General features: G+C 58.6%; 21 protein-coding genes and 1 pseudogene. 1 reads left to right on the top strand and 21 read right to left on the bottom strand.

Going from position 1 to position 25,933, the window contains the following annotated elements:
• Window position 1 precedes the first annotated feature (1 nt).
• From tssJ to ACF8GB_RS03485, 5 genes are read right to left on the bottom strand one after another with little or no spacing between them, the layout of a single operon-like run.
• Entirely contained in the window at window positions 2-538 is a 537-nt protein-coding gene (gene tssJ, locus ACF8GB_RS03505) for a type VI secretion system lipoprotein TssJ (RefSeq protein ID WP_197844447.1), read from the bottom strand.
• Entirely contained in the window at window positions 519-1,616 is a 1,098-nt protein-coding gene (gene tssG / locus ACF8GB_RS03500; RefSeq protein WP_197844446.1) for a type VI secretion system baseplate subunit TssG, read from the bottom strand. Before tssG ends, tssJ begins: the two co-directional genes overlap by 20 nt.
• The gene (gene tssF, locus ACF8GB_RS03495; protein WP_197844445.1) at window positions 1,580-3,349 is read right to left on the bottom strand and encodes a type VI secretion system baseplate subunit TssF; all 1,770 of its coding nucleotides are present in this window, start codon (window positions 3,347-3,349) and stop codon (window positions 1,580-1,582) included. The genes tssG and tssF overlap by 37 nt, the downstream gene beginning before the upstream one ends.
• A gap of 23 nt (window positions 3,350-3,372) precedes the next feature.
• Window positions 3,373-4,959: a type VI secretion system protein TssA gene (gene tssA, locus ACF8GB_RS03490; RefSeq protein WP_197844444.1), complete on the bottom strand. Its 1,587-nt coding sequence runs from the start codon at window positions 4,957-4,959 to the stop codon at window positions 3,373-3,375.
• The gene (locus ACF8GB_RS03485) at window positions 4,956-7,163 is read right to left on the bottom strand and encodes an ImcF-related family protein (RefSeq protein ID WP_392526552.1); all 2,208 of its coding nucleotides are present in this window, start codon (window positions 7,161-7,163) and stop codon (window positions 4,956-4,958) included. The genes tssA and ACF8GB_RS03485 overlap by 4 nt, the downstream gene beginning before the upstream one ends.
• Before the next feature lie 615 nt (window positions 7,164-7,778).
• Between ACF8GB_RS03485 and ACF8GB_RS03480 the strand changes: the two genes are divergently transcribed.
• Window positions 7,779-8,264 carry a hypothetical protein gene (locus tag ACF8GB_RS03480; protein WP_197844954.1) on the top strand — a complete coding sequence of 162 codons (486 nt, stop codon included), beginning with the start codon at window positions 7,779-7,781 and terminating at the stop codon, window positions 8,262-8,264.
• A 1-nt stretch (window position 8,265) separates the two neighbouring features.
• Here ACF8GB_RS03480 and ACF8GB_RS03475 read toward each other — a convergent pair whose 3' ends face one another.
• The 16 genes and pseudogenes from ACF8GB_RS03475 to tssB all read right to left on the bottom strand — a co-directional run bounded on the left by ACF8GB_RS03475 (window position 8,266) and on the right by tssB (window position 25,904).
• Window positions 8,266-9,318: a hypothetical protein gene (locus tag ACF8GB_RS03475; RefSeq protein WP_326383437.1), complete on the bottom strand. Its 1,053-nt coding sequence runs from the start codon at window positions 9,316-9,318 to the stop codon at window positions 8,266-8,268.
• 77 nt (window positions 9,319-9,395) lie between these two features.
• On the bottom strand, window positions 9,396-9,653 hold the full coding sequence (locus tag ACF8GB_RS03470) for a PAAR domain-containing protein (RefSeq protein WP_197844952.1): 258 nt from the start codon (window positions 9,651-9,653) through the stop codon (window positions 9,396-9,398).
• The gene (locus tag ACF8GB_RS03465) at window positions 9,653-10,147 is read right to left on the bottom strand and encodes a DUF3304 domain-containing protein (protein WP_197844955.1); all 495 of its coding nucleotides are present in this window, start codon (window positions 10,145-10,147) and stop codon (window positions 9,653-9,655) included. The genes ACF8GB_RS03470 and ACF8GB_RS03465 overlap by 1 nt, the downstream gene beginning before the upstream one ends.
• 85 nt (window positions 10,148-10,232) lie before the next feature.
• Window positions 10,233-10,649, bottom strand: coding sequence for a hypothetical protein (locus tag ACF8GB_RS03460; RefSeq protein ID WP_197844951.1), 417 nt, complete (start codon window positions 10,647-10,649; stop codon window positions 10,233-10,235).
• A complete protein-coding gene (locus ACF8GB_RS03455; protein WP_058606172.1) occupies window positions 10,637-11,101 on the bottom strand; it encodes a DUF3304 domain-containing protein in 465 nt (154 codons plus the stop codon). The genes ACF8GB_RS03460 and ACF8GB_RS03455 overlap by 13 nt, the downstream gene beginning before the upstream one ends.
• Window positions 11,102-11,186: 85 nt before the next feature.
• Window positions 11,187-11,816: a hypothetical protein gene (locus ACF8GB_RS03450; RefSeq protein ID WP_392474825.1), complete on the bottom strand. Its 630-nt coding sequence runs from the start codon at window positions 11,814-11,816 to the stop codon at window positions 11,187-11,189.
• Window positions 11,753-13,528, bottom strand: coding sequence for a phospholipase effector Tle1 domain-containing protein (locus ACF8GB_RS03445; RefSeq protein WP_392474791.1), 1,776 nt, complete (start codon window positions 13,526-13,528; stop codon window positions 11,753-11,755). The genes ACF8GB_RS03450 and ACF8GB_RS03445 overlap by 64 nt, the downstream gene beginning before the upstream one ends.
• Window positions 13,516-14,349: a DUF4123 domain-containing protein gene (locus ACF8GB_RS03440; RefSeq protein ID WP_081322898.1), complete on the bottom strand. Its 834-nt coding sequence runs from the start codon at window positions 14,347-14,349 to the stop codon at window positions 13,516-13,518. The genes ACF8GB_RS03445 and ACF8GB_RS03440 overlap by 13 nt, the downstream gene beginning before the upstream one ends.
• Window positions 14,346-16,727, bottom strand: a complete 2,382-nt coding sequence (locus ACF8GB_RS03435) for a type VI secretion system Vgr family protein (RefSeq protein ID WP_392526551.1) — start codon at window positions 16,725-16,727, stop codon at window positions 14,346-14,348. The genes ACF8GB_RS03440 and ACF8GB_RS03435 overlap by 4 nt, the downstream gene beginning before the upstream one ends.
• Before the next feature lie 2 nt (window positions 16,728-16,729).
• Window positions 16,730-19,384, bottom strand: a complete 2,655-nt coding sequence (tssH, locus tag ACF8GB_RS03430; protein ID WP_392526550.1) for a type VI secretion system ATPase TssH — start codon at window positions 19,382-19,384, stop codon at window positions 16,730-16,732.
• Between the two features lie 149 nt (window positions 19,385-19,533).
• Window positions 19,534-20,037 (bottom strand): annotated as a pseudogene (locus tag ACF8GB_RS03425) (Hcp family type VI secretion system effector).
• A 16-nt stretch (window positions 20,038-20,053) separates the two neighbouring features.
• Complete coding sequence (locus tag ACF8GB_RS03420) at window positions 20,054-21,715, bottom strand: OmpA family protein (RefSeq protein ID WP_392526549.1); 1,662 nt, start codon at window positions 21,713-21,715, stop codon at window positions 20,054-20,056.
• A gap of 56 nt (window positions 21,716-21,771) precedes the next feature.
• Window positions 21,772-22,452 carry a type VI secretion system protein TssL, short form gene (tssL, locus tag ACF8GB_RS03415; RefSeq protein ID WP_197844946.1) on the bottom strand — a complete coding sequence of 227 codons (681 nt, stop codon included), beginning with the start codon at window positions 22,450-22,452 and terminating at the stop codon, window positions 21,772-21,774.
• Window positions 22,449-23,804: a type VI secretion system baseplate subunit TssK gene (tssK, locus tag ACF8GB_RS03410; protein ID WP_197844947.1), complete on the bottom strand. Its 1,356-nt coding sequence runs from the start codon at window positions 23,802-23,804 to the stop codon at window positions 22,449-22,451. Before tssK ends, tssL begins: the two co-directional genes overlap by 4 nt.
• 23 nt (window positions 23,805-23,827) lie before the next feature.
• Window positions 23,828-25,366 (bottom strand): type VI secretion system contractile sheath large subunit, encoded by a 1,539-nt coding sequence (tssC, locus tag ACF8GB_RS03405; protein WP_197844948.1) that lies wholly within the window; start codon window positions 25,364-25,366, stop codon window positions 23,828-23,830.
• Between the two features lie 34 nt (window positions 25,367-25,400).
• Window positions 25,401-25,904, bottom strand: a complete 504-nt coding sequence (gene tssB, locus ACF8GB_RS03400; protein ID WP_100851429.1) for a type VI secretion system contractile sheath small subunit — start codon at window positions 25,902-25,904, stop codon at window positions 25,401-25,403.
• Between the last annotated feature and the right edge of the window lie 29 nt (window positions 25,905-25,933).

The raw sequence follows: 25,933 nt of genomic DNA, 5'->3' as shown, positions 1-25,933 counted from the left end.
GTCAGCCCTCCGCGCGCTGTCGGAGCGTCAGTCGGTTATCGCCCAGTTCGAGCACCCTGGCCTGATCCGGTTCGAGGTCGTCCCGCTGCAAGACAACGCGCCACGTATTTTCGATAACGTCTGGACTTCGGAATAGCGCTACCACCGCAACATACCGAGCGTCGCTTTGTAGAGGTGTACTCAGCTGCGCCGCCTCACCGGGCTTTATCACCACGACGCGCTCATCGAGCAGATCATTGCGAAGCACTCGCTCACCTTGGCTTACCAGTTCGTCATAGGAGGCATTCTCCAGTGCCTTGCTGCCCTTGAGCTGGTAGATCCGCACCAATACTGGCACCGACAGCCCGCTCATCTCTGCGCCATCGGTATTAATCGCTGTCCGGCCGTTGAGATCCAGGTGCAGCGTTTTGACTTGCTTGAAGAAGATCATCTGGGCAGTGGACGCCGTGCCGTCTGCCACCGTTTGTGCAAGGCCACACCCACTCAAAACAGCAAGCAACGTTGATGCGGTGAAGCCATTAAAAACGGTACGCAACATGCTGTACCTCCCTCCTGCAAGGATTCGGTTGCAGACCTTGATATCGGCCTAGGTTGATTGTGATCGCGTTGTATTGAGCCGATGCCTGTACGCCCTCTGTCTGCCTCAACACCGCGGTCATGCCCAGCATCGACCTGGTGCGCCCTAGTACAGGAGCCGGCACGATCTCGCGTGGAATCGAGAGTTGCAGCAGCGCTGTGCAACGCCACCCCAGATACACCTCAAGCAAAACCCGCAAATCGGTCAGCAGCCGGCCCCCCGGAAGCCACTCACGCGCTTCATCCACATCTTCGGTACACAGCAACAGGCGCAGTTGGCTGTTAGCGTCGTGCCCGACAGCACCCAATGGCATGCCCTGGCCCAACCTCACCGGACGCTCGGGTGCAAGACTGGCAGGCTGCTCAAGCAAAACGCTCTGCGGCCAATGCCCGGTCACGTGCGTATCCGTATGCGGCGCCAGCAACTTCACCAAGGCACCTATCCCCTCCGCGTTGCGCGTGGGCAGGCGCATCACACTGAGAAGGGCCAGAAAACGTGACATCGGTGTGGCGATGCGCGCTGCCGTACCGGGAATACCCAGCCCGATCAAGCCCAACAAACACTGTGAAGTGGCATCTCGCCCGCCCGGCTCGAACGTTGCCGGGTAGGAGTACTTGCGCCAGATCCGGTAGAACTGGGTAAATAGACGATGGTTGAAGATATCGAGGAAGTGCTCCAGTGCCTCATGGCCTTCGCGCCGCTGAGCGATATCATCCAGATAGCCTGTGGGCAAAGGAGAGTCGACGCCATACAAACCCAGCAGCCGGGTTCGCACGGTCAGCGGTCGGTCTGGAGCAGACTCGTCGATTTCAATGGCCTTCAACTCACCTGCTGGAAATCCCATTCCAGGGTCTGGCCGGAACCTGACCCGGTCATCGCCGGGGTGTGCAGTGCTGCCCAACGGTGGTTGTTCAGCCAACACCTGCTCCAGCACCTGGCAGAATCGGTAGACGTTAGCGGTTGAAATCTGTTCAGCCAGCACGTGCAGAATGCCTTCGGCCGTCAACCGGGAATACGCTGACTGTGATGTTCGTTCCATCGCAGGCACCTCCCCGTCGGTTGCAGAATCATCGTCAGTTGAGTGCACAAGTGAATGTCCGCGTACAGGGCGAAGAACCGGCTGAGCATTTCACCGAACAGGCAGATGTCCCCCTCCCCTGAAAAGCCGTTGCTATCGACCGTCACCTCGATATCCACACCTCGCAGCAAGAAGCCTTTTTCGAAGCGCTGGATCAGGTGATGCTTGACGTCGACAATGGCCTCAAGACGGCGGCGATTCGTTTCGCTGCCCGTCCACTCATACAAAGCCAACGTGCCACGCAGTACTTCAGCGCTGTTGAGCATCGGCAGAAAATTCGATCCCAGATGACTGAGCACTCGCCAGTGGAAACGATCGCGGTTCGGCGGGTAGCAAGGCAGCGTCGGCGCGGTCAGGTTGCGTACACGCAAGCCTGCCTGAGTGGACTGCGCCGCAGCATCGAGCAAGGTGCTGCGCAAGGCTTTGCGCGGCAGCTGGCCATTGGTACCCGTCAGGCGCAATGACAGGCTTTTGCGGTTGAGCAATACATCTTTGTCAAAGCCCTCCCCGCCAAGAATCAGCCAAGTGTCATGCAAACCATTGGCGCCGCGCCTCAAGCGGGTATGGAAGTAGCGCTCAGGGGCCTCATCGCGAAGCATGCCCCCTTTGTGGCGAAAGCTGCTGAAAGGCACGTAGTCCTGACGCACGCTGTCCTTCGTTCCAGAAACCTTGTCTACCGAGTAGATCTCTGTATGCCCGTCCTGCAAGCGCATTGGGCGAAGCAAGTATTCATTCTGCAACGGGTCCAGGGTGAGCGGGTCCGCCTCCAGTGCAAACAGGTTGATCACGGGAACCGCGTGCAGACGAATGTGCTCTTGTGTGGGCGTGAACGTATGCGACCAGGTCTCACTGAGCATGACCTCAAGCTCGAACCATGGGGCATCTGGGGGCAACGCGAGCGAATCGAGGCCACAGAGTGTGACGAACATGAATTTCTCACGGAACGTGAAGTACTCCAGCAACAACTGATAACCACTGAAGGCGCTATCGCCTTTAGGCCATAGACGATCATCGTCCGCAAACCCCTTAGGCTTGAACTGCCCCGCAAATGCCTTGCGTTGCGCCGCGCCTGGCAAGCGCACATGCAACGCCTGTACGTTCAATGTCAGCGCCTGATGCAGCACACTGGCAAGCGCCGCGTCGCCACTCAGATACAACGGGATATGCGCGAGGTCGAGTTGATCCCAGTTGGCCAGTGCTCCACGCGCGAAGCGTAGGCGCAGAACTGCACGCCCATCTGGCTCATGGTCAAGTCGCACGGTTTCCAGATGGAGCGGCCGTAGCGTCAAATCCTGCGTGGTGGAGTAGCGGCAGCGGGTACCGTGCTGCCCCACCGGCTGTGACAGCACCTGAAAGCCTCTTGCGACCTGCTCGCAGCCCTTCATCTGACTGACATCTGGCATCAGTTCGACGATGGCCAGCGATGGGATGGTGCGCAAATAATGGGGCCATAGCAGGCTTACCAGCCCCTCCGTCAGCTCGGGCAGGTCATCGTCCAGTTTCTCGCGCAGGCGCCCCATCAGGAACGCAAAGCCCTCGAACAGGCGCTCCACGAAGGGGTCTTCCGCGCCGGGTTTATCCAGGTTGAGCTGCGCCGCACGGTCCGGAAAAGCCTGGGCAAACTCCTTGCCCGCTTCGCGCAGGTAGCGCATTTCAGCGTCGAAGTAACGCAGGGTTGGGTTATCCGTAGTCAAAACAGATTCCTGATCAAATTGAGTTAGCTGCACAGCACTGCAGCTCGTACCGGGTCAAGGGATACGAGGGCTGCCAACTGATGTTCCATTTGCCGCGCCAACACAGGCCGGTCAGCGTCGTTGCGCTGGGCCTTCAAACGCAGCAGCTTGAGTAAACGCGCCTTGACCTCGAAGAGCAGGTCAGGCTCCCAATCGGCAAACGTGTGGCGTTGCGCGGCAGCGTCCAGCTCAGTGAACAAATGAATGGCCAGCTCGGCCTTGCCGCACTGCTCGGCCACGCGCGCCATCAGCAAGCGCAGTAACCAACGCTGACGCCCGGTCTGCACATCGGGCCGGCTTGCCAGCCAAGCCAGCGCCTGCTCGACACCGTCAGCATCCGCTTGCGCCAGTGCCTCGGGTTCCAAGGCGAGTATTTCGCAGGCAGCCGCCGACAGTGCGGGGGCCGCTGCGGGCAGCCATTGATCTGGGCGGTTTCCGCTGACCTGCTGGTTGATCCACTCACGCGTGGCCTCATCAGCGAATGGCGAGCCATCGCTCCAACACAGTAGCTCCACGCCCGGCAGCCGGTGCAGCAGCATGGCCAGATCGTGTTTGACGATATCCGCCCAGCTTTTGTAGGGGTCAGCCGATTTGCCCAAGGCCTGATGGAGATACCATTGCAGATCCAGCCAGAAGTGATTGACGCCTTCGGCATACATTTGCTCAACCTGATCAATCAACTCGCTCCAGCTTTGCTGCAGGTGCAAGCGCTTGAGCTGCGCGCGATACTCGCCGCGAGGCGGCGCCAGGCGGGTAGTCCCCTGGGCATTTTGCGGCGGTACCTGATGCACGGTGTCCCAGCGCAAGCTCTTCATCAGCCTATGCGCTGCCAACCACCCTTCGGGTTGTTCACGCAGGTAGCTGGCCAGGCCCCGGCCACTGTCCAGCAAATCGCGACCGGACTTAATGGGTGATGCGCTCGGGCCAGGGGCGCTACTTCTCAGCGGTGAATCACTGCTGGTCTGCGGGACGATTGCATCCACACCTCCCGATACGGCGAGTCGGGTGTTGAGAGCGCCGTACAAGGCGTCCAATTGTGGCCGGTGGTCTTCGGGCCACTGGCTGAAGCCGTGCTCCAGCCACACCAATGCTGCCACCGTTCGCTCGCTTTCAGCCTTGACGACCTGAGGGTACAGCGACAGGCTTGCCAAGACCCTGCTGCCGGCAAGCCACTCCAAAGCCATCTTGCGGCTATTGGGGCGCGCCGGCAGGATGTCGCAGGCATAGCGTTCCATCAGCGCCGCCAGCAAACTCAGGCCATCAGCCAGACCGGCCTCACCATCCCGGTGCAAGCGTGCCCACAGATAGTAGGTGGCAACGCGTAGGTCCTTGCAGGACTGCTGGAGCAGCTTCTGCGCCAGTTGCGCCACAAGGTCCACATCCGCCCCGGAGAGTTTGTTGACCTCTTCGCGCATGCGCTGGAAATCATCGTCGTAGCCCGGATCCTTTCCCACAGCTACATCACCGCTGATGGGCGTTAGCCAAGGCTGCCAGGATTCGCCGTGTTTGCGGGCTATGACCAGCGGCTCGCTGGCGGGCAAACAGCTTTCGACAAGGCTTTTCAGGCTCATTCGAAACCCCCATTCTGCGTGTACTGCGGGGTGTCTCGGCCATCTGCCAGAAAGATCTCTCGTGGCAAACTGAACCCGCGCAACTTGAGCAGTGCCAGCGGCCCTTCGCCCAACTCCGTGCGCAAGTGCCAGGTCAGGCCCAGGCCATCTGGCGCATCCAGCACGACCCGAAAACGACTGTCGCCGTCGTCCAGCGCCGTGACATTGGCCTGCTCCAGTAAACGAATCAGCCCCCAGGTACCCTGGTAGTCCGCAAACAGGCGCTCGCCGGTATGGACGCTGCTCCACGTCAGGCTGATGCCGGGATGGTCGCCTTGCCCGGGCCAGCGAAAGCGTTGCCAGCTTTCTCGCTGATTGAAGTAGTGATGCTTTTCACCATTGAGTACGAAGGTGGTCTGCACCACATCACGCACAGGCTTGCCTTGCAGCTCGAAGCTCAAGCCCATACCGCCATCGGTATACAGCACATCGGCCAGCTGACTGAGCTGGTTGATCGCGGTGAGAAAGTTCGGGTTGAAACGCAGGCCCTGGCTCTGCCGCGCGTCGGCCACCCAGCGGCTGCCTTCCTTGCGCAGAAGACCCGTGAGTTGCTGCGCCAGAAACTGTTCGATGCGCCCGGAGTCGGCGCGGATCATCTGCCCCAGCATGGGTAAAGAGGCGTCGCTGCTGGTGGCCGCGAACGGATAACGGCCGCTGAAGGCGCCCTGCCACTCATCGACGATCGCGCGCTGCCACGCCCGGTTGAGGCCGGCCGAGGACGGCTGCAGAATCTGTTGCCAGGCCTGATCCAGCGGCTGCACGAACAGCGTATTGGCCGCTGGCCCCCAGTCGGCGCCGAGGCTGGCGGCGATCAGGTTGCCGTAGGCCTGGGTATCGGTCAGGTCCGTGCCTTTGCCTTGGAATACCGTCTGCGCCAAGGTCTGAATCATCGCCTCGGGATCGGGTGCATTGACGACCTGCTGCAGCTTCAAGCGCACGCCGGTGACTCGGGTGAGGAAGGCTTGCAGGCTCAGGCGGCCATCGACTGATCGGCCTTCAGACTCCTTGCCCAGCAACGCCATCAAAGGGCCAAAGGTACTGTCAAGCGGGCCGCTGGGTGTTTGGGGAAGTTGATCGATGATCGGCGCTGCTTTTTGCCCCACCAACTTCTGTGCGGATTCAATCAGGGAATCGGCCAGGGCCTGACCACGAACACCGGCCTGGCCCTGGTAGCTCAATGTGTTCATCAAGGCAATCAGTGGTGACTGACGTACATCACTCATCAGCGTCAACTGAGCAATCACATCCCTCAGGCCGTGGCCCTGCTGCCAGCGCAGGCTGTTGAGAAAGCCCAGCCATGCACTGCTGTAATCCTGGAAGTAGCGTGCGGTCAACCGCTCCCTGAGTTGGTCGGGGCTCAGTTCACTGCCGATGTCGTTGGGGTTGTCGCTGAGTACCCAGTCGACTTCTTCGCGCCGTGCCTGCGCCGCCTCTTCAATGGCTGAGCGGACCTGCCCTTCCCAGGCTTGGCGGGTGAATACACCGGGGACCTGTTCTGCACTGGTGAACAAGGAGCTTGCATTGGTGTCGTCGACCATCTGTTGCAAACCCAACGCTGGGTAGTGGTTCGCCGCAGTGTCGAGCACTTGTTGGTACAGGCTGCTTTCAGTGTTTCGTTGCCCCAGTTCGCGCAGCAGCACCTGGCGTGTTTGGGCGATCAGCCTGAGATTGGCCTTGATCGCCCAGTCAGGGTGCTCAGGCAGGTGCTGGCCGTAGAACGTCCATAGTGCCGGTTCGGCAGTGCCCAAAGTCTGGGCCAAGAACGCGGCATCGGCTTTTTCCGGGCGTGCCAGCATCAGATAGGCTTTGAGGTAGTCATACGTCTGCTGTGCCCGCTTGGCGCGCTGAGGGCTCGCAGGAGGCAAGTTGACTACCGCCTTGAGCCGTTTTTCCAGCTCAGCGACAGCTGGGTCACGGAGCAGCTGGTTATTGGCCTGCGTATAGAGGGGCCACACCGCTTCACGCAGCTCGTGCGACCGGTTCAGGCCAAAGCGCTGGTACCACGGTGCGCCGTATTCTGATCGGTAGTCCAGGCGGGAGAGTTCGCGTACCAGCTCGTCCAGTGCCTGTTTAGTATCGACGCCTGCTACAGGCTGCTGCAAAGCGCTGTACGCCGCCGCGATCTGACCGACTTCGGCCCGGTTGCTGGCAAAGGACAACAACAAGCCGATACCCCAGATGCAAGCGAGGCCCAGTGCAGAAACGTAGGCAATTCTGGCTGGGTGCCAGCCCAGTCGGCGAGCTCGGGCGGAGCGATCGTTGAGGATTCCGGACCATGCTGGGTCTTCGGGCCAGTGATGATCGATTGCCGACGCAGATCCTGACCTATGAGCTGGCAAGCTGAACCACACGCCACGGACCTGGATGCCCCGTGTGGTTCTGCCTGAGAGGGACTCAATCAGCCGATACCATCGTGCAGCGCCGTCAATTTGCAGGCCACGCGCAAGCCGCAGAAGAAAGTCGTGCGCTATCTGGACCTGCATCTGCGCCAAACCCTGTTCGCGCAGCGGCTGTTGCAAGTTACGCAGACGCTCAGCCAATTGGACTGGAGAAAATCGCGGTGGTAATAGGCAGCCTACCGCCCGCACGTCGCGGGCTGGCTGTGACCATTCGCTCTCGCAGATCTGCCATACATGAACGGATACCTTCCAACCTGAGAGCCGGGCAAGTCCCTGCAACCGATTGAAAGCAAAGCCCAAAGACTCGCTATCGGTACATTGAGCTCTGTTCACCACCCAGAGGGTGCCATGCAGCCCACCTCTTTGGCCTAGCGTGCACCATTGTTCTATCAACGTTTGATCAAGAGCAGTCTGCACACTGCCCCCCCAGAGCAGAACCGTATCCTTTCCCATCAGCCACAGCTGATGCGTCAGACCGGGCGCGACCGCTTCGACTTCGGCCGGCTCACCAATGACTACATAAAACCGGACCCGACGCCGCCAGAACTGACCATGATGCTCACGCAAGTGCTGCTGGATCTGCGCACTCACATCTGGGGGCCAAGTTTCGACCTCCAGATCAGACGGTTGCACCCCGGGACGATGCACAAGGCCTCGGATACCGTGCAGCACTGCCTGCCATACGAGCACTGCGGTCACGAAAAGCAGTCCCCAAAAGATGAGGCCTTTGAAGATAAGGTCCATGAGAGAAGCCCGACTGCGGGGGTGCCCTACCCAGAACCACCAGGCTACCCCGCAGGCGGTGACTATTACAGCCACCGTTACAGCGAGCAAAACAGCCGTTTGCCAAGCAGATACTTTTTGTGATTCAGCTACCTGATTCATGGGGCCGCACAATTCCAAGGGTCAAGGTGAAATGAGGGTCTGAAGCCAGCCATGCGCAGGGCACGCCATGCTGCTGGACATACCAAGCGGCAAGGGTCTGCACGACCATAGCTTCCAGTTGTTCCAACGCGCCAAAGTTGGCGTCCTGAGCGTTGGTTTTGGCATCCCAGCCGATTGCGGCTAGATCAGGCACATGAGGCTGAGAAAACGCTATACAGGTCTGCGCCGGTGCCTCTAGCAGGCTTTGCTCGACAGCCCGCTCGGCAACGGTCGCCAGGTCCTCGTCTGCCTGCGAGAACCACTCGCCACGAAAAAAGGCCACGTCTCCTTCAGCGCCAAGTAGCCATAGCACTGCGGCCTCACCTGCGGGCAAAGAACTTGCACGATCAGGTGAGGAACTCTGACAACCGGCACAGAGCACACGCGCACCATCAGGAGCCCCTTGCAACTGATCGATGATCGCGTCAAGGCTAAGGATCCCATCCCATGTCTGAGGATATTCAGGCAGGTGCACGTCAGGACAGCACTGCGCCATCTGCTCGACGAATGCACGCCAGGCTGCCTGCGAGCCATGCCAATAACAGCTTGACGGGGTCAAGCTCTGATCGGTGCTACGCTGTGCCCCCCACTTCAAGGCGAGCAGTGTTGCCAGCTCTTGCTCGCGCTGTTTCGCGTCGCGTCCAAATACCTGGAGCAAACGAAGCGACAAGCCTTCACCCGTCTCCCGTGCCACGGGTGGCAGTTTCGCACGGTCCAGCAAGCCGTCCAGATCCTCCGGGCTACCGCACGAAGCACTCAGCAGAACCGACTCGACCAGCGCAACTTTCTGGCGATGCTGTGCCCACCATGCCTGCTGCTCCCGCTCCACCGCTTCGCCATAGCACTGGGCGTTGTGGCGGTTAAAGCGGAAATAGAGCACATGAATCAAGAATGCCAGTAACCCGCTGAGCAACATGCCTCCCACCGTAAAGGCGACAAGCTGCGGTGCAACAAGGGAAGGAGGCAGGACACTTGCAATGCCGAGCAATGCCAACAACCCGATTGCCCCTGCAAACCAGCGCGAGTAGCGAGGCTCACGCGCCAATGGATAGGGTGCAAACACCGGAATCCTCTTCATGAAGCAGCTAAGGTATCGGGCATGGAACTGGCCAGGCTACAGCCGCAAGCACAGCGGTGAGCGTGCAGTGCCACCGGGCAACCATCGATCTCGATGAGGTCACTGCCTTCGGCAATCACCGTCAGCCCATGCAGGTTGCAGCGCACAGCGTCCCCCTTGCAGGCAATCGGCTGGTCTTCACACAGATAGTGCCCTTCGAGCACCTCGCCGCCTCCCTCACGCAAGCTGTCACCCTTTCTAATGAACGCGTGCATCACTGGTGCTCCTGTTGGTCAGAGCTTTTGGCAGGACATGATTGCGGCTCCGGGAACTGCAGCGGGGTTTTGATCGGGTATTCGGGGGTGCCGTAGCCGTAACAGGAGGTGGTGACTTGAAGCTCATCACAGGGCAGGAAATGCACGGTGATGCCGCAGACTTTTTGGCCGGTGTAATCCGGGACGGGGACAACTTTGCTGTGGGTGCGCTTTTGCGCCAGGACTTTTTCTCTCCAGGCTACAACTTTGGACCAATCTAATGTCCCAGGAAAATCTTCTGTGCTTCCAGCCCCCGTTTCCCAGTCAATCCGCACCGTTAGGCCCGGATGCCAGCGTTCTGGTGCGCCGTAGCAGCACCCTCCACCACCTCCTTGGTAGGGGCCGATGATGTCAATCGCCGAACGGCCATCGACACTGAACCGGTTGATCGCCCAATGGGTGTGGTTAATGCCATAAATGCTGCTCGCACTGGCTACCGTAACACCCACAAACATTGCCACACTGCCGAGAGTGATGCTTAGTACATGGCGCAGTATCACCGTGCCTGCACGTTTTGCTTTGACTTGCTGCATCCCCCTGTCAGCCCAGCCCATTGTTCATCTCCTTCACCTTCGCGTAATGAGCGTCCCAAACTGCAGTGATGCGTTGCTGGTGCTGAACCCATTGCTCAGCATCATCCGCTGGAATCGTCCGGGTATGCCCTGAGGTGTCGGCGATGAGGGCTGCAGGCGCCGACTCCCCATCCGGCTCGACCCTCAATGCAAGGTCCCTTCGGTCCGCTTCACCGAAAAACATCATGCGTTCGTTGAAGTAACTGCCCCAGGGTTCACGTCCTGCCGACAAACTCACACCCAGGTAATGACTGTTGAGCAGGGCGTGCAGAAACCAGCCGCGTGAGTAGGGCTGGCTGACCCTTTCACGCCCGGCAGCCTTGGCGAGCAAGAGCAAAGACAGGCTGGCATAGTCGGCAAGAACCATGCGATTCAACGGGAACATGACTGCGGCTCCGGCAACTGCAGCGGGGTCTTGATCGGGTACTCGGGGCTGCCGTAGGCGTAACAGGAGGTAGTGACCTGAATGTCATCACAGGGCAGGAAATGCACGGTGATGCCGCAGACTTTCTGATCGGTGTAATCCGGAAGGGGAACGACTTTGCTGTGACTGCGCTTTTGCGCTAGGATTTTTTCTCTCCAAGCCAAATATTTAGGCCGATCTCCGAATCCTGGAAAGTCTATTGCGCTACCGGCACCTGTTTCCCACTCAACCCGCACCGTCAGCCCCGGATGCCATGCGGGTGCGCTGTAGCAGCACCCTCCACCCCCGCCTTGATAGGGGCCAATGATGTCAACGGCTGAACGGCCATCGACACTGAACCGGTTGATCGCCCAATGGGTATGGTTGATGCCATAAATGCTGCTCGCACTGGCGACCGTAATGCCCACGAACATCGCCGTGCTGCCGAGCACGATGTTCAGTAGATGGCGCCGCATGCGCTTGGCTGCGCGTTTGGCCTTCAGTTGCTGCGAACCATCGTCAACCCACCCCATTGCTCACCTCCTTCACCGTCGCGTAATGGGCATCCCAGACTGCCGTGATGCGTTGCTGGATTTCAGCCCTTTGTTGAGCGTCAAGCTCTAGAATCGTCCGGGTATGGCCTGAGATTCCGGCAATGCTGACCGCAGGCGCTGACTCTCCGTCAGGCTCGACCCGCAATGCCAGGTCCCTTCGGTCCGCTTCACCGAAAAACACCATGCGTTCGTTGAAGTAACTGCCCCAGGGTTCACGTCCTGCTGCCAGACTCACGCCCAGGTAGCGACCATTGAGCAGGGCGTGCAAGAACCAGGCGCGCGAGTCATGTACCTGGTCATCGAGCAAGGCCCGCAACAGCCCTTCTGGTTTCTGGCTGTTACGGTGCTCGTCGACATTGCCGCGAGTGCCCTCAGAAACGTGGTTGTGCTCACCCAGCGGAGGTGGGAAGAGCTCACTGACCTTTTCACGCCCGGCAGCCTTGAGGCGTTCTCGTTCGGCCCGGGTTTCGGCACTGTTGAGGTACGTCAGCAGCGCGATGGGGTTGACCTGTTTCGCGATGCGCAAGAAGGTCAGATAGGGGTCGCTATCGAGATTGCGATAGGCCTTGCCGAACTCCTCGGCAGCTTCGCGCAGTTGCGTCTGAGCTCTGTCCGGGTCGAAATCGGGGATGCCAGGTTCCAGCGGCGAACCGGTGCGCCGTTAAGTTCGCGGGCTTTTTGCTGCAGGCGGCGGGCCTGAACCTTAGCCTGCTGTCGCTCCCGTTCTGCCTCGGCGCGTTTGCGGGCATCCTCCGAAGCGTGTGTATCACTGGCATTGCGGTAGAACTGTGTGGTCTTGAGACTGGCGAAGGCGTAACGATCAATTCGCCACGCGGTGATCCAGGCGAGTTGGGTACGTACTGCGTCTTCTAGAGAAACTGAAGCCGGCGAGACTTGATAACGTTCGATTTGCTCAAGCGAAAGTGGATGAGGGGAATTAGTCATGTTGAGAGTCACCTGACGCCAAGCGTTAAAGCGATTGACTAATGGCGGTCCAGCATCGAACTGCATTACGAGATCAGGTTCCATAGCCCGCCAAATTTCATTCAGCAGGCCCACTGGCAGCGCGTGCGGTGGAACTTTTAACGGAGCTCCATAAGTAAAAGCGTCAGCATACAAATCGTTTAATGCGATCTGCGAAAGCAACAGATCATCTTGTAGACCAACCGCCTTCCCCTGATCACCCGGCGGATACCCTCCTCCCTGATCCGAATGCACCCCGGGATAGATCACCTCAACGCTGTTCGCCGGGTAGCTACCATCCTCCCGGCGGATCGACTCCAACGGAAAGCTCAACCGCTGCTCGTGACTCGCGACGATATGCAGGCAGCGCTTAACCAGGTTTCCTCTGGGCAGTACCTGGCTGTCATCGCCCCAGCCCATATGCCCAGTGACCCCAGGCGAAATATCGGCAAGCCCCACCGATACCACGGTATCCAGCAGCCCAAGGTATTCCACACTGATCGGTAGCTTGAGGTCGTAGAGCGTGAGTGTCGGCTCGGCCTCGCGGCGCGACAGCAGCAGGTTCAGCCAGTTGATGAACGCCCGCGCCGCCGCAGCTCCCCGCGAGAACCCATAGACATACAGCTTGATCCCCAACAACTTCGACTGCCCCGGCTGAGGTGGGCCCAAGGCGATACGCAAGGGTTGTTCGATGGCCTTGAGTTGCCGGCGAAACTCTCGGGACCGGTTGGCGGGCCCCATCGTTCCCCCCGTTCCCATCCAGGTTCCCATAGCCTCGACCGATTTTTGCAAGGCGACGTTGTCCAGCCGTGGTAGCGCCAAGGTAAGCCGCAGGGCATCGATCAGCATCAGCAGGCCCCAATTGATGCGCTCTTCACCACGACGCGCAAATGCTAGGCCTTCACTGGTGTAATCCAGGTCGTTCACCTCCGGGAAGGGGGTGCCCACACCCGGCATGTAGTACTTGAAAAACTGCCCGTTGCCGGTACCTGCAGCATCAGTCAAACCTTGCGCACGGCCGTGATGGCTGGTACCGCCCGCGTGACCGGTGCCGATGCTTGCGCGAAACAGCCGTGCGATATTGGTCGGGTGAGGGACCTTGGACTCGTACAGGTCGTTATTGAGGTTGTTGCCCGTACCGTCGAAAAACAGGCTGATGTGAAGCGTCTTGCAGCAAGGCGGCGTCTGACGGAAACCGGAAGCCAGGCACAGGACGTCGTGATAGCCACGCTCCTGCTCACATTGACGCAGGACGTTCGCCTGCACCTGCTCCATGCGCTGAGGCAGCCGCCCCTGCATCGGGAACTGCGGCGGATAGCTGACGGGCTCCTTTATCGGGGACATGAATACGGCTCCTGGCCATGCAATGGGGCCTTGATAGAAAGTGCGGAATCGATCATGTGGCGCAGGTGCTCGAGGGTATGAGCCTCACGCTGACCATGTGCCAGCAGGCCGGCCGTGCTGGCGGCCAGCATCCCGCTGTAGCAAGTGCGGAAACGCTGCTCCGCTCCCCAGTCACTGGGAAATTGCGCAGCAAGACTGACCATCGCTATGGTCGCGTCACCGGCGCAACAGAGAACGTCGACCTGGCTGTCACTGAGCTCAAGTGGCGTGAACTGCTCATCGATCTCTGGGCTTTGCGCTGCACCGAGCAAGTGCTGAGGCATGCCATCGCGATCGAGCCAGCTCCAGAACAACGCGGGCTGTAACCACGGCTGCTGTTGCTCAGGCGTCAGTACGTGACTGAACAGCAAGGGAAACAGCCTTGGGTCGTAATAGCGCAGCAAGCCCAGACAACCTCCGTTGAGTGCCTCGATGCAGCGGCCAAGGTGCTCTGCGAGTATCGAAAAGGGCCAGGTCGATGCCAGGGTCAAGACAACTGGCAGGCCATTGGTGGCGTTCAGCAAACCCAGAAGCCATTGCCGCTGCAGCGGCTGTGTCAGATCAACCCGCACCAGCAGAGGGGCCAGATCCTCGGCAACTTCCTCAGGCAGGCCAGTGAACAGGGAGTAGCAATCCAGCGGCGGGTCGACGCTAAGCACACTGGGGCGCATCGGTGACTCGCAACCAGCCTGGTCGATGATCACGTGCAGATAGGGGGTCTGTGCCTCCTCGCACGCGCACAGCAGGAGATTGAGCCACGTGGTGGCCGACTGTGTGCTCATGCCTGCGCCTCCCTGAGTACGAAGCCCTGGGCAGCGGCTTGCGCCCTCTTCAGACATTCCTTGCACACGGCTCCCGGCAACTCAGGCAGCACGAAGGTCTCACCAGCAGGTGGATTGAATCTGTGCTTGCCCTTGAGACTGATCAAGCCCGGGCTATGGATTTGAATTTCGCCTTGATCAGTAATACGGATGAAGCCACCGCCACAGCCGAGCGTAATTCCCTTCTTGGCCGTCAATTGCAGATGACCCTCCACGGACTGGACGGTGAGGTCTTGCTGAGCAATCAGATTGAGCAAGTCGCCATGCGACTCGATTTCCAAGGGGCCTTTGCCGGAGATCAGGCGCATGCCTTGCTGTTGCGCCAACAACGAGATTCCCTGGCCGGAGTGGGCAAACAGCCGCTTGCCTGCAGCCAAGTTGAGTTCTTCGTCAGTTTGAGCACAGAGTGCTTCACCACTTTTCAAGAGCAAGCTTGCCGGCGTCACTGCACCAATACCATCAGGTGCACTAAGAAGAATTGCAGAGCCTTTGAGGTTTTTTGCCTCAGCCTCGAACCGGCTCAGCGCATCGACATCAGGCTGGCGGCTGCGATGGGTCTGAGCAATTTGGCTCCATTGGGCCAATTGTTGCTTCGCACTCTCTAGCAGGGTGCTGGCGCGGTCCATAGTGAGCACGTCGCCCGCAGCATTGGCTTGTTTGTCAGCACTAATGAAAATTCCCTTGCCGCCACGAATCGCTCCCCAAGCATCGGTGCGCAATTCAAAGCCTTCACCACGCGTCTGATTACTCGAATCCACCAAATGCCCCAAGTTAAGCTGGCTCTTGCCACTGTGCTCGGTACTGAGCTTGACGTGCTCCTGTCCACGCGTATCGTCCATGCGCAACTTGTTATTGGCCGGGGTCCGCAACACATTGCGTTTGTAGTTGCGCAGCGTCACGTGGTCGGGATGTTCGCTGTCGTGCAAGGCATGGGCGATGTAGGGCCGGTCCGGGTCACCTTGCTCGAACGCCACCGCCACTTCAGTACCGCAGATCAACGGCAGGTGCAGGCCATGGGTGTCACCGGCATAGGGGCGTGCCAGTCGTAGCCAGACGCTTTCCTCGCCTGCTCGCCAGGTGTCCCGGTCGAACAGAAAGTTGACCCGGTAACGTCCCTCCATGTCGATATGGCTGTAAGGATCGTTCTTTTGCGTACTGGTGACCCGCGCCGGCACCGTACCGGCGATCTGTGGCTTGCCCAGCAATTTTGGCCGAAAGCCTATCGTCTCCGAGTAAGGGATCGCGTCGAACGTGACTTCCAAACTCCGGTCGCGTGCTGCCTCGACGGTCAAATGGGTGATGACCACGCCAGGTTCGAAGACCTGTGGCGCCCCGTCAGTGACCGTCAGCACTTGCCCTGGGGCCAGCGTCACGCTGCTGCTGATGCCGGTGCAACGGGTCTGATCATTGAGAAAGCGTTCATGATTCAGGCGCGCATAGAAGTACCCGCTTTCGCTGAGCAGGTCCTCATCCTGGTCAATGGCGTCACCCAGCACGGTATAAGGCTCACCGTAGTGATAGCCTTCACCGTACGTGGTGGTGTCACCCCGGCTGTGATCAACCTCACCATCCAGGAAAGCAGCCGCGTCCCGGTGGTGATAAGCCCGCACGTTGATGTGCTGCTCCACGACCTGATGCTCAACCTGCAGCGCCCATACGCCGTCCTGCCCATTGCTGGTCAAGCCCGACAGAGGTCGATGCGGTAACTTGACGCCAAACTGGTAATGCCTTTGGTGGTCGTGAAACTCGACCACATCAATGTAAAGCCGATCGTCGTGGGAGAAGCGATACCAGATGCCGACTTCCGCCAGCAGACGGCTGATGAAAGTCAGATCGCTCTCACCGTACTGCATGACCTGTTCACGCTTGGGATATTCGCGCGCCAGGTCGAACACGAAGTGCTGCCCTTGCAGTTGGTGGCGACTGCGCAGGATACTTTCAACAATTTCCGGAACCGATTGATGCTGATAGATCCGGTACTGCTTGCCACGTCCGAGCAATGCCAGGTGCGCTTCAAGTGTGACTTGGTAGCGGGCTTCGTCCCGGGAGCCGGAGACACGCTTGAAACCTGTGATCACGCCATGCACTGTGCGTGATGCCCCGTCAGGCATTGGAAGCTGAGTGGTCAGTTCAGACTTGCCCAGATGGAAGCTGGCATCCTTACCGAGGATCTGCGCCGCCTCGATATCCTGCTCCTGGGAAGTGAATGCAACGGTGTACTTGAATGGCTGGCTTAGCCATTCCTCGCCTTTGAATGACAGCACATCGAGCTCGGCCGTAAGGTCTTCAACTTCTAGCTGATAGCGGTTATGGGTGAAACCCGTTATTGGCTTCGCCATGATCAAGCCCTCTCGGTAGCCAGCAGCGCGGGATCGTGTTCATCCGCAAAGATCAAGCTGATGCCGGTGTCTTCGCAGTACCCAAGCGTCACGGCTTGTGTTGGCTGACCGAGGGCTTGGCGCTGCAGCAACTGCTGGCTGAGCACCGGCAGGATCTGCTGGTTGAGCAAGCTATCGATGTTGCGAGCGCCGGTATCTGGCAAGAGGCAGGCGGCGACCAGCGCCTCGTAGAGCGGGTCATCAACCTCACACCTCAAGCCGTAATGACGCAGCAGGCGTTTGGCCACCTGGTCGAGCTTGATGGCGACTATGCCTTTGAGTGCATCGCCCCCCAGCGGGCGAAAGATCAAGGTCTGGAAGCGCGCCAACAGTGCAGGCTGGAAGTGCTCGCGTAGCACGGGACGCAGTAGTTCGTGCAGTGCCGCTTCCTCAATGTCTGGCTGCCGCTCGACACTGCCTTGCAGCAAGTCGCTGCCCAGATTGGAAGTCATCAAGATGACGGTGTTGCGAAAATCGATCTCCCTTCCTTCTCCATCACGCATGAGGCCGCGATCAAATACCTGATAGAACAGGTTGAGCACATCACGGTGGGCCTTCTCGACTTCATCCAGCAACACGACGCTATAGGGACGCTGGCGAACGGCTTCAGTGAGTACGCCGCCTTGGCCGTAGCCGACATAACCCGGCGGCGAACCCTTGAGTTGGCTGACGGTGTGCGCCTCCTGGTACTCAGACATGTTGAGCGTGATCAATGACTTCTCACCACCGAACAGACTGCTGGCCAATGCATGCGCCGTCTCTGTCTTGCCGATACCACTGGTCCCTACCAGTAGGAACACGCCCATCGGTGCTTTGTCGTCAGTGAGGCCCGTTCGGGCGGCGCGCAATCGTTGGGCAATTGCAAGTAGCGCGGCGTCTTGTCCAACAACACGCTCGGCCAACTGATCTTCCAGGTTCAACAAGCTGGCATGTTCATCCTTCAGCAAGCTGCCGAGAGGCACGCCCGTCCAGTCGGCGATCACTTCAGCCACACTGCGGGCGCATACGTCGAGTGACAGCAGTGGCCGACTGCCCTGCACGTAGTTGAGTTGCTCTTGTAGCCGAGCGCAGACAGTTGTATCGACCTGCTCGGCCTGGCGAGCCTCTAGCAGCTGATGGGTAAGATCGAGCTCTTGCTGGTATTGCAGCACCAACGCGGCTTGCTGACTCTCCAGCTGCACCAATTGGGCAGTGATCTTCGCCAAGTGAGATTCATCCGAATTACCGGTAAGCTGTGCGTCGTCTTCCAGCGCCATCCGCTCGGCGATCAGCGCTGACTGTTGCGACTTCAGCTGAACCAGTGCGTGAGGCTCACAATCCAGACTCATGCGAACGCGGGCGCAGGCGGTATCAACCAGATCAACGGCTTTGTCTGGCAGACGGCGCCCCGTCAGAAAGCGCCGGGACAAGCTGACCGCCGCCTGCACTGCGGCGTCTTGAACATGTACGCCGTGGTAGCTGGCATATCGCGCTTTGAGCCCTCGCAGCATCACACAGGCATTGGCATCATCTGGCTCATCGACCTTGATTATCTGGAAGCGACGCTCCAGCGCCGCATCGCGCTCGAAGTACTGCTTGTATTCACTCCAGGTGGTGGCAGCGATGGTGCGCAGCTCGCCACGCGCCAACGCCGGCTTCAGCAGATTCGCCGCGTCTGCGCCCCCAGCCTGGTTGCCAGCGCCGATCAAGGTGTGGGCTTCATCAATGAACAGCAGCACCGGAGTCTCAGACCGCTGAACAGCGTCGATCACATTTTTCAGTCGTTGCTCAAACTCGCCTTTGACCCGGGCACCCGCCTGGAGCAGCCCCAGGTCCAGCGTACGGATACACACCGGTTTCAGGCTATCGGGGACTTCGCCGCTGGCGATGCGTAAAGCCAGCCCCTCGACCAGCGCGGTTTTGCCAACACCTGGATCGCCTACCAGAATAGGGTTGTTCTTGCGCCGACGGCTCAGCACATCGATCACCTGACGGATCTCATCGTCGCGGCCGAACACCGGATCAATCTGCCCTGCTGCAGCCTTGGCAGTAACGTCATGGCTGAACTGATCCAAGATGGCGAGTAATGCCGAATCACCACCTGTGCCGCCCACAGCCTCAGACTCTCCTCGCACTTCTGGCTTGAACAATGAACTCTGCTCTGACTGACGTTCTTCCGAATCGAATTCAAGCAGCGCTTTCACCTGCTCCGATTGCGTAGGACCGATGCTCAATGCAGGCCAAGCGGCTGAACACTTAAGCAAGTTTGGCGCTTCAAACAGCGCCCCCAGCAAGTGAACGGATCGCAACTGCTCGCAGTCACGATCCAGCGATGCCAGCAACCAGCCATTGGTAATCAGCTGCTGCACTTCACCGCTCAGCTGAGGTTTGCTGAGAACGCTGCGCGGCAATGTGTTGAAGTGGTCAAGCAGTCCCTGCCAGATGGCATCCATATCCCACTCGTATCGGCGGGCGATGACCACGAGATCGCCCTCGCCTTGTTCAAACAGTTTCAACAGCCAGTGTTCAACGGTGATATGACTGTGCCCACGTGCCTGGCAAAGTGAAGCTGCTGCCGTGAGTGCCTGGGTACAATAGGCGTTCAGCCGGCGAAGCAGGCGTGTAGGATCGTGTGCCATACAGGGCATCCTTGTCGTCAATGATCGGCATGTCGCCACAAGTGCGAGCGCATCTGACTATCTGAGGTGTATTTGGCTGAACGCCCGCGCACGGACGCTCAACCCAAGACACTGGGAGCTGTCAACCAACTTGGGCTGAAAGCCAGGTTTTATCCAGCGGCAGCGGCGCTAGGGCGTTCATTCCAGGAATCCGAATGGATGATGTTTCCATCCTTGAAAGCCCAAGTGATCTTCTCGTAGCGCAACTCGACCAATTCCAAGTGATTGTGTTTCTATTTCGCTGGATCTTTGACGTCGTGCATCTTTGGAGCAACTTTCACGACCTTGACATTTTCCAGTTTGGTGTTGAAATACTCCACCTCCTGCCCGGCATCATTGATTTTGTACCATTTGAATTCCGCTTCTTTGAGCGTCTGCCCGGTCGTCACGGCCTTGTAGAGATAAGGAGAAGAGGCGTCTATCTCTTTGGTGAAAACAAAAGGTGTATGGATACGCGTACCGGTTAATTTGCCGGTGTTGTTATCGGTTGGGATATACACATCATGATCTTGACCGACGACTTCAACACTGCCTTCGCGGCCTTTTACATCCACCGAGCCTTTGATATCGGCCCCGCCGTCGTCTTTCAGCCACAGATAAACAGGAATAGCCATTTAGAAGTTCCTCATTTCAAACGTTGGGCGTCGCGAAGTGCGACAGGGGTTGCAATCCCGAGGCCGTAGTCGAGGACTGACAAGCCCCCGCTTCCGGCACCAGGCGAATTTCAACTCGGCGATTGGCCGACCGTCCTTGTTCCGTGTCGTTGCTTGCAACGGGCTCACTCGCCCCCAAGCCTTGTACTGCGAAGCAGTTGCTGGGTATGTCACCCATGTGTTGAATCCAGTCGTGAACCGCAGCGGCGCGTGCTCGCGACAAGCGCAGGTTCTGTTCGTCACTGCCCGTCGCATCCGTGTGGCCTGTGATCACGATCAACCAGCCTGGCTGTGCCTTGATGCCCGCAAACGCATTCACCAGGAACTTGGTCGACTCTGGCTTCAACTGCGCGCTGCCACTGTTGAACAGCGATAAGCTGTCCAAGCGAACCGTGCGTGGCTTGTCAGGCATGCCTTGAGGCACGGTCGGCATGCGGTGGCCGTTGATCGCAGCCAGCAGTGAAGGACGTAATCTTTCGCCTTGATACAGCCCGAGACCAAGTGACCACGGCTCGCCCTGGCGGTAGTAGTGATCCAGGCGCTGCGCATCCTGGCGAAGCGCCATCATTGCCTCCTGGCGCTGCGATACGTTGGCCGAATCGGGGCTCAGCGAAGCGGTGCTGTAACGCCGCAAATCATCGGTGACCTGACGTATCAGGAGCGTGTTTTGCCTCGCCGAGCTGATCAATGCGACGCACGCCGCTACCCCCAACAACCAGACCCCAATCACCACGGCCCTGCTACGCGGACTGTACGGAGCCCTGCCGGGCAGCAAATGAAGCAGTGCATCAGGAAAGGGTAACAACGCGCTTGCGTGATCAGCCCCATCACAAATGTAGGAAAGGCCGGTCCGCTGCTGTAGCCAACGGTGCCAAAGACTGCCGTCACGCGCCCCCTCAGTCCTGGGAACAAATGCAACCGCAAGGGTGAGCGCAGTTCCGATCTGCTGACGGGGATTTCCTAGGTCTATTTCCGGCATGCACGCTTCGTTCAGCCAACCGACGGCAGCGTTCAACTGCACCGTGGTGCGTAGTCGATCAGCCTGGTGCTCAGGATCTTTGCCCCTGCGCTGCCATTCGGACAGGCTCAGGCATTCACCCGCCTCTCGTACTCGCACACTCGACTCTTCAGCCTCCCAACTGAGCCAGGGCGAAGGCCCAGTCACACTCTGGAAATAGCTCACAATCAGCAGCGGCAGCGGTGTACCTCGCTTGCGCAGTATTGCGAGCTGATGGCACAAGCTTCGAATCTGGTTCGCAAGCACTGCGCCGTCAGTATGGGCACTGGGGGTTACGACCCACATGACGCTGAGCTGCCCATCCCACTCTGGCCGCTCCAGCAAGAGTTCGGCTACGGTTGCGGGCACCTTCGAAAGGTCGGGCACTGGCACATAACACCCCTCCCCTGTTACTCGTGGAACCAACTGCTCGGCAGACGAGTCCTCAAACAGCTCAGCCAGGCAATCACCGACCACCAGAACAACGGGATGACGATACGATCCAGCAGGCAGGCTGACACCGCTGCGCTTACCGCTAGCACGTGATATGCGGCGCCAACCCACCGCCACCAACGCACTGACTAGCAGAGCCGCGATGGCTTGAACCCCCGCAGCCAGCGGCAAGGTGGCAATCAACAACAAGGACAGCGCACCGGCCCATAGCCAAAGCCCTTGTTTGTGTCTCTGCGGCATTACGCTCACTCCTGCACCGGCAAGAGTGAGGCCACCGCCTCACCTAACGCGCTATCAAGCCCCCACCAGGCGCCGCCCAACAGGGCAGCGGCCATCACGATGTGAACCAGCGGAGCGCGCAGCCATCCCCAGATCGGCATCCGTGGACCAGTGTCTAGCGGGATGACCAGTGACTGGCTTGTGACCAGAGGTGGCACCTTGACAGAGATGGCAGTCAACAACTGCTGTCGCTCCGGGTGATTGGCATCCCGATAGCGGCCGAGGAAGCCAAGCATCAGCACCCGCTGAAAGACCGTGAGTACGTGAGGGTGCACAGAGGCTTCGCGCAGCGCAGTGCGCATATCTTCGTAGAGCGCCTCACCCGCCTGGTGACTGCTGAAGAACTTTGCCTGCAAGGTCTCCATCGCCCAGTCCTCATGGGCTCTGCCCTCGGCGCGAGCAAGTACCGTCTCGTCCAGAAGGGCACATTGCGCATGGCTGATCAGCTCGATACTACGGCGATCCAGGCCGCCCTCTTGAAGCGTGGCGCGCACATGTTCCACATCAGCAACGCAACGTGACCACAGCTCTCGACTGGTGTGCGCCTCGGTACCGTGTCGCAACTCGACCACCAACAGATAGGTATCCTGTAGCAGCGCGTCGATATCCACCGTGGCTGCGGCGCTCTTTTGTGTCGCACGATTCATGAGCGAAGCACCGCAAACAGTTCGAGCTGGATATCCTGAAACACACTCGGGACATAGAGCGCACAGACTCCATGAGCCAGCATCGCGCGTCCTTTTGCATGGCCGAGGTCGAGTGCGAAGTACTGATTCTCCAGCCGCAACGGTATTGCCGCCGGCACATGGCTCAAAGGTTTAAGAGGAACGCCATCGAGCGCCGCATTGACGAGATGGTCCACATCATCGGGGGAACCGACCTTACACAGCCGGGGGAACTGGCTTTGAATTTGAACGGCCGGCAGCCGGCAGCGAACCGAGAGATAGAAGTCAGCACCTTCTGGTTCAAGCAAGCGTGGATCGCTCAGGGAAACCTGCCAGCGGTTTGCGCTGCGTGCCTCCAGTGACAACGCCAGCACACGTGATGGCAGGCTCGCCTCCAGCAATGTAGAAAGGGTACGCATCAACGGCGGGAAAACCGCCTCAAGATCTGCGTGCTGGTAGGCAGGTATGTCCTCTATGTGCTGGTCTAACGAGAAGGTCAGCAGACCACCTGCGAACTTCACCAACTGCTGATACACCTGTTCCGGATGCCGACCAGGCTGCGCTTTCAGGTCAGCCAGCACTGGCTGATACGTGTTAAGCGCATTGAGCAACCAGAACAAGGTGACATCCGCAACAGCGAAATCCGCCATGCGCTCGTTGCTCTCCCGACGCATCCCCATCAACCGCTCTCGCTTGGCGCACAGCTGGGTCAGCAAGTTGTCGAGCTGAAGCAACAACCCGGCATGAGCATCAAACCTCAACAAGGGCGGGATGTAGGTATCATCAATTGCCCACCCATCCCGGCCATCACGCAGCAAACGAGCCACCGGGCAGGTCAAGTAATCGGCATTATCGTCGTCAGCCAGGCGCAAGCTCAGCGCCTGTTCGAGCACACTGATTGACTGCATTTCACCAGTGTAGAGATCCTTGGTATCACGCCATTTCTGGTGATACCTGACGGGCCGCTCGGCGCTGTTGCCCTCAAACAGGCAGTTGTTACCATGGGCCTGTTCCAGAGGCAAAGCGAGCACAACCGTGGTCTTCTGGATATCACCGGGCAATACCCGAGAGAGTTCCAGAGCACCGGGCAGTCGATCCAACCGATCGGTGTCAATCAAAGTACCGTCTGGCAGGCACAACTGAAGCCGAGTGGCCATCAGCTTGCCTAACCTCAGCGCCTCTGCATCAAACGCCACATGGCGGATGCCCCAGGGGTGAACCAGGGCCAGTGAAGCAATACTCTGATTTGTCCACGATTCAAAGCGGGCCTGCTGCTGAAATTGCTGCGCAGACAACACCACTCCAGACGCCCATAAAGGCCGATCGATCTTCACGTCATACACTCCTGCAACCGCAATCAAGATTTTGCTTTGGGCATCTGCGAAACCAAGGAGAGGTTGATGTCCATACCCTCAACCTGGAAATGCGGCACAGCAAATAACTTGACCCTGAAGAAGCCCGGGTTGTCATCAATGTCTTCGACAACCACTTTTGCTTGTCTCAGCGGGTGAGAGGCTTGCAGGTCATCGCCAGGATCGGTCATCTCGGTGACCAAGCCACTGACCCACCTATTGAGTTCCAATTCCAACAGGCGTCGGTCTTTGGTGGTGCCGATATTCTCCCGCTGGATCAGTTTCAAATAATGAGCAATACGTGAAAGCAAGAACACATACGGCAATCGTGAATTGATACGGCTATTGGCCGTGGCCTCCGCTGTGTCATAGATAGCCGGCTTGTGCGCTGAGTTGGCTGAGAAGAAACACGCGTAGTCACGATTCTTGTAATAGGAGAGCGGAATTAAGCCCAGATTGGCAAACTCAAACTCTCGGGTCTCCGGAATCATCACTTCCGAAGGGATCTTAACTTGACTACCCGTCCCCATGTCGTATAAATGGATCGGCAAGTTCTTGACAGCCCCACCGGACTGCGGCCCTCGTATCTGAACGCACCAGCCATTGGCGATAAAGCTTTTGACCATGTTGGCTGCAAATGCAAATGTCGAACTCACCCACAGGTATTTGCTGTGGTCCGGCCCCTTAACCTGCTCCACATAATTAAAAAGTCGCACCGGGTTCGTGTCAGGCCCATAAGGCAGGCGCCCCAACACACGGGGCATCGTCAGCCCCACGTATCGGGCGTCATCGCTTTGCGCAAAGGCATGCCATTTAATGTATTCAGCGCGCTCCATGTAGGTGCCGATATCCTTGATCGCAGCAACTTCCTCCATAGTATCCTTGCCGAAGAACGCCGGGCCAACCGAGCACAAGAAGGGCATGTGCGCCGCGGCTGCCACTTTCGAAACATTGCGCAACAGCGCGATATCTTGCGCCCCTCGTCCAAATTCGTAATTCGAAACCGCCGCCGCGATAGGCTCACCGCCAGGCGTATCGTATTCCTGAGTATAGGTATGCAGATACATTCCGCTTTGAGCGATCTCAGGCGCGTCCTCAAAGTCCTGCATCAAATGCTCTTTGCTGATATCCAGCAGCTCTATCCGAACGTTCTGACGAAAATCCGTTTGATCAATCAACGACTTCGCGCCACGCCAGATTGATTCGACCCGCTGAAAATCCGGATGATGCATGACCGCATCCAGCTGGCTGCTGATCTGAGCATCAATCGAGGCGATGTGCTCATCTAACAGAGCCCTGTCCAGTTTCTCCACCTTCGGAGAGACTTGCTTGAGGCGGTCCAGAAAAACGCTCACCGATGCAGTCACGCGCTCATTAGCTGTCGCTTCTGACAATGCATCGACACTTTGGAACACCTCGATACCGCCCATCTGACCAAGCGGCTCAAGATTTATTTTTTCAAACAGCGCGTGATAGACGCTCTGGCTCTCTTCCACCTGCACAGTGGCGCCACGCGATTGCGCAGAAAATTGTTCTTCGGACATTTATTAGCTTCCCGTCTGTCGAGATGATGGTTTTCTAGCGCTTGCTTTGCGGTGCAAGGGCAGCGAGTTCCTTAAGCAGCTCGTCACTTAGCGCTTCATCTTTGAGAATCCGCTCCAGTTCAGCTCGGAACGTTGCGTTGTCCAGAAGATTGGCCTTCAACTCACGCAGCAGGTTTCGCATCGCCAACAGTGCACGCAACTGCGGGATCTGCCGAGCAACCTGCTCTGGCTCGAAGTCCTTCATGCGCTGAAAACTCAGTTCGACCGGTGTCTCGCCGCCGTCGCCCGACAGCTTATCTTCAACAACAAGCTTGAGACTCGGAGAGAGGTCAGACAGCACACTGTCGAAATTATTTTTGTTGATATTGACTTTCGGCCGCTCTGACAGCGGACGCTGCTCCTTGCCGTTGCTGTAGTCCCCCATCAGCATGAGCTTCAGCGGAAGTTCCACCTTGCGCTGGGCGCCGCCTGTATGCAGATCTAGCTTGATATTGACTCGTGCCTTTGGCACCTCATTTTGAAAACTATTTGAAGCCATGCCGCCTCCTGCAAACCGGGATTCCTGGA

The sequence above is a fragment of the Pseudomonas sp. xss_4 genome (assembly GCF_043104125.1).
GTDB lineage: Bacteria > Pseudomonadota > Gammaproteobacteria > Pseudomonadales > Pseudomonadaceae > Aquipseudomonas > Aquipseudomonas parafulva_B.
The sequence above is the reverse complement of the archived record's forward strand: the minus strand, read 5'-3'. Positions and strand labels throughout refer to the sequence as shown.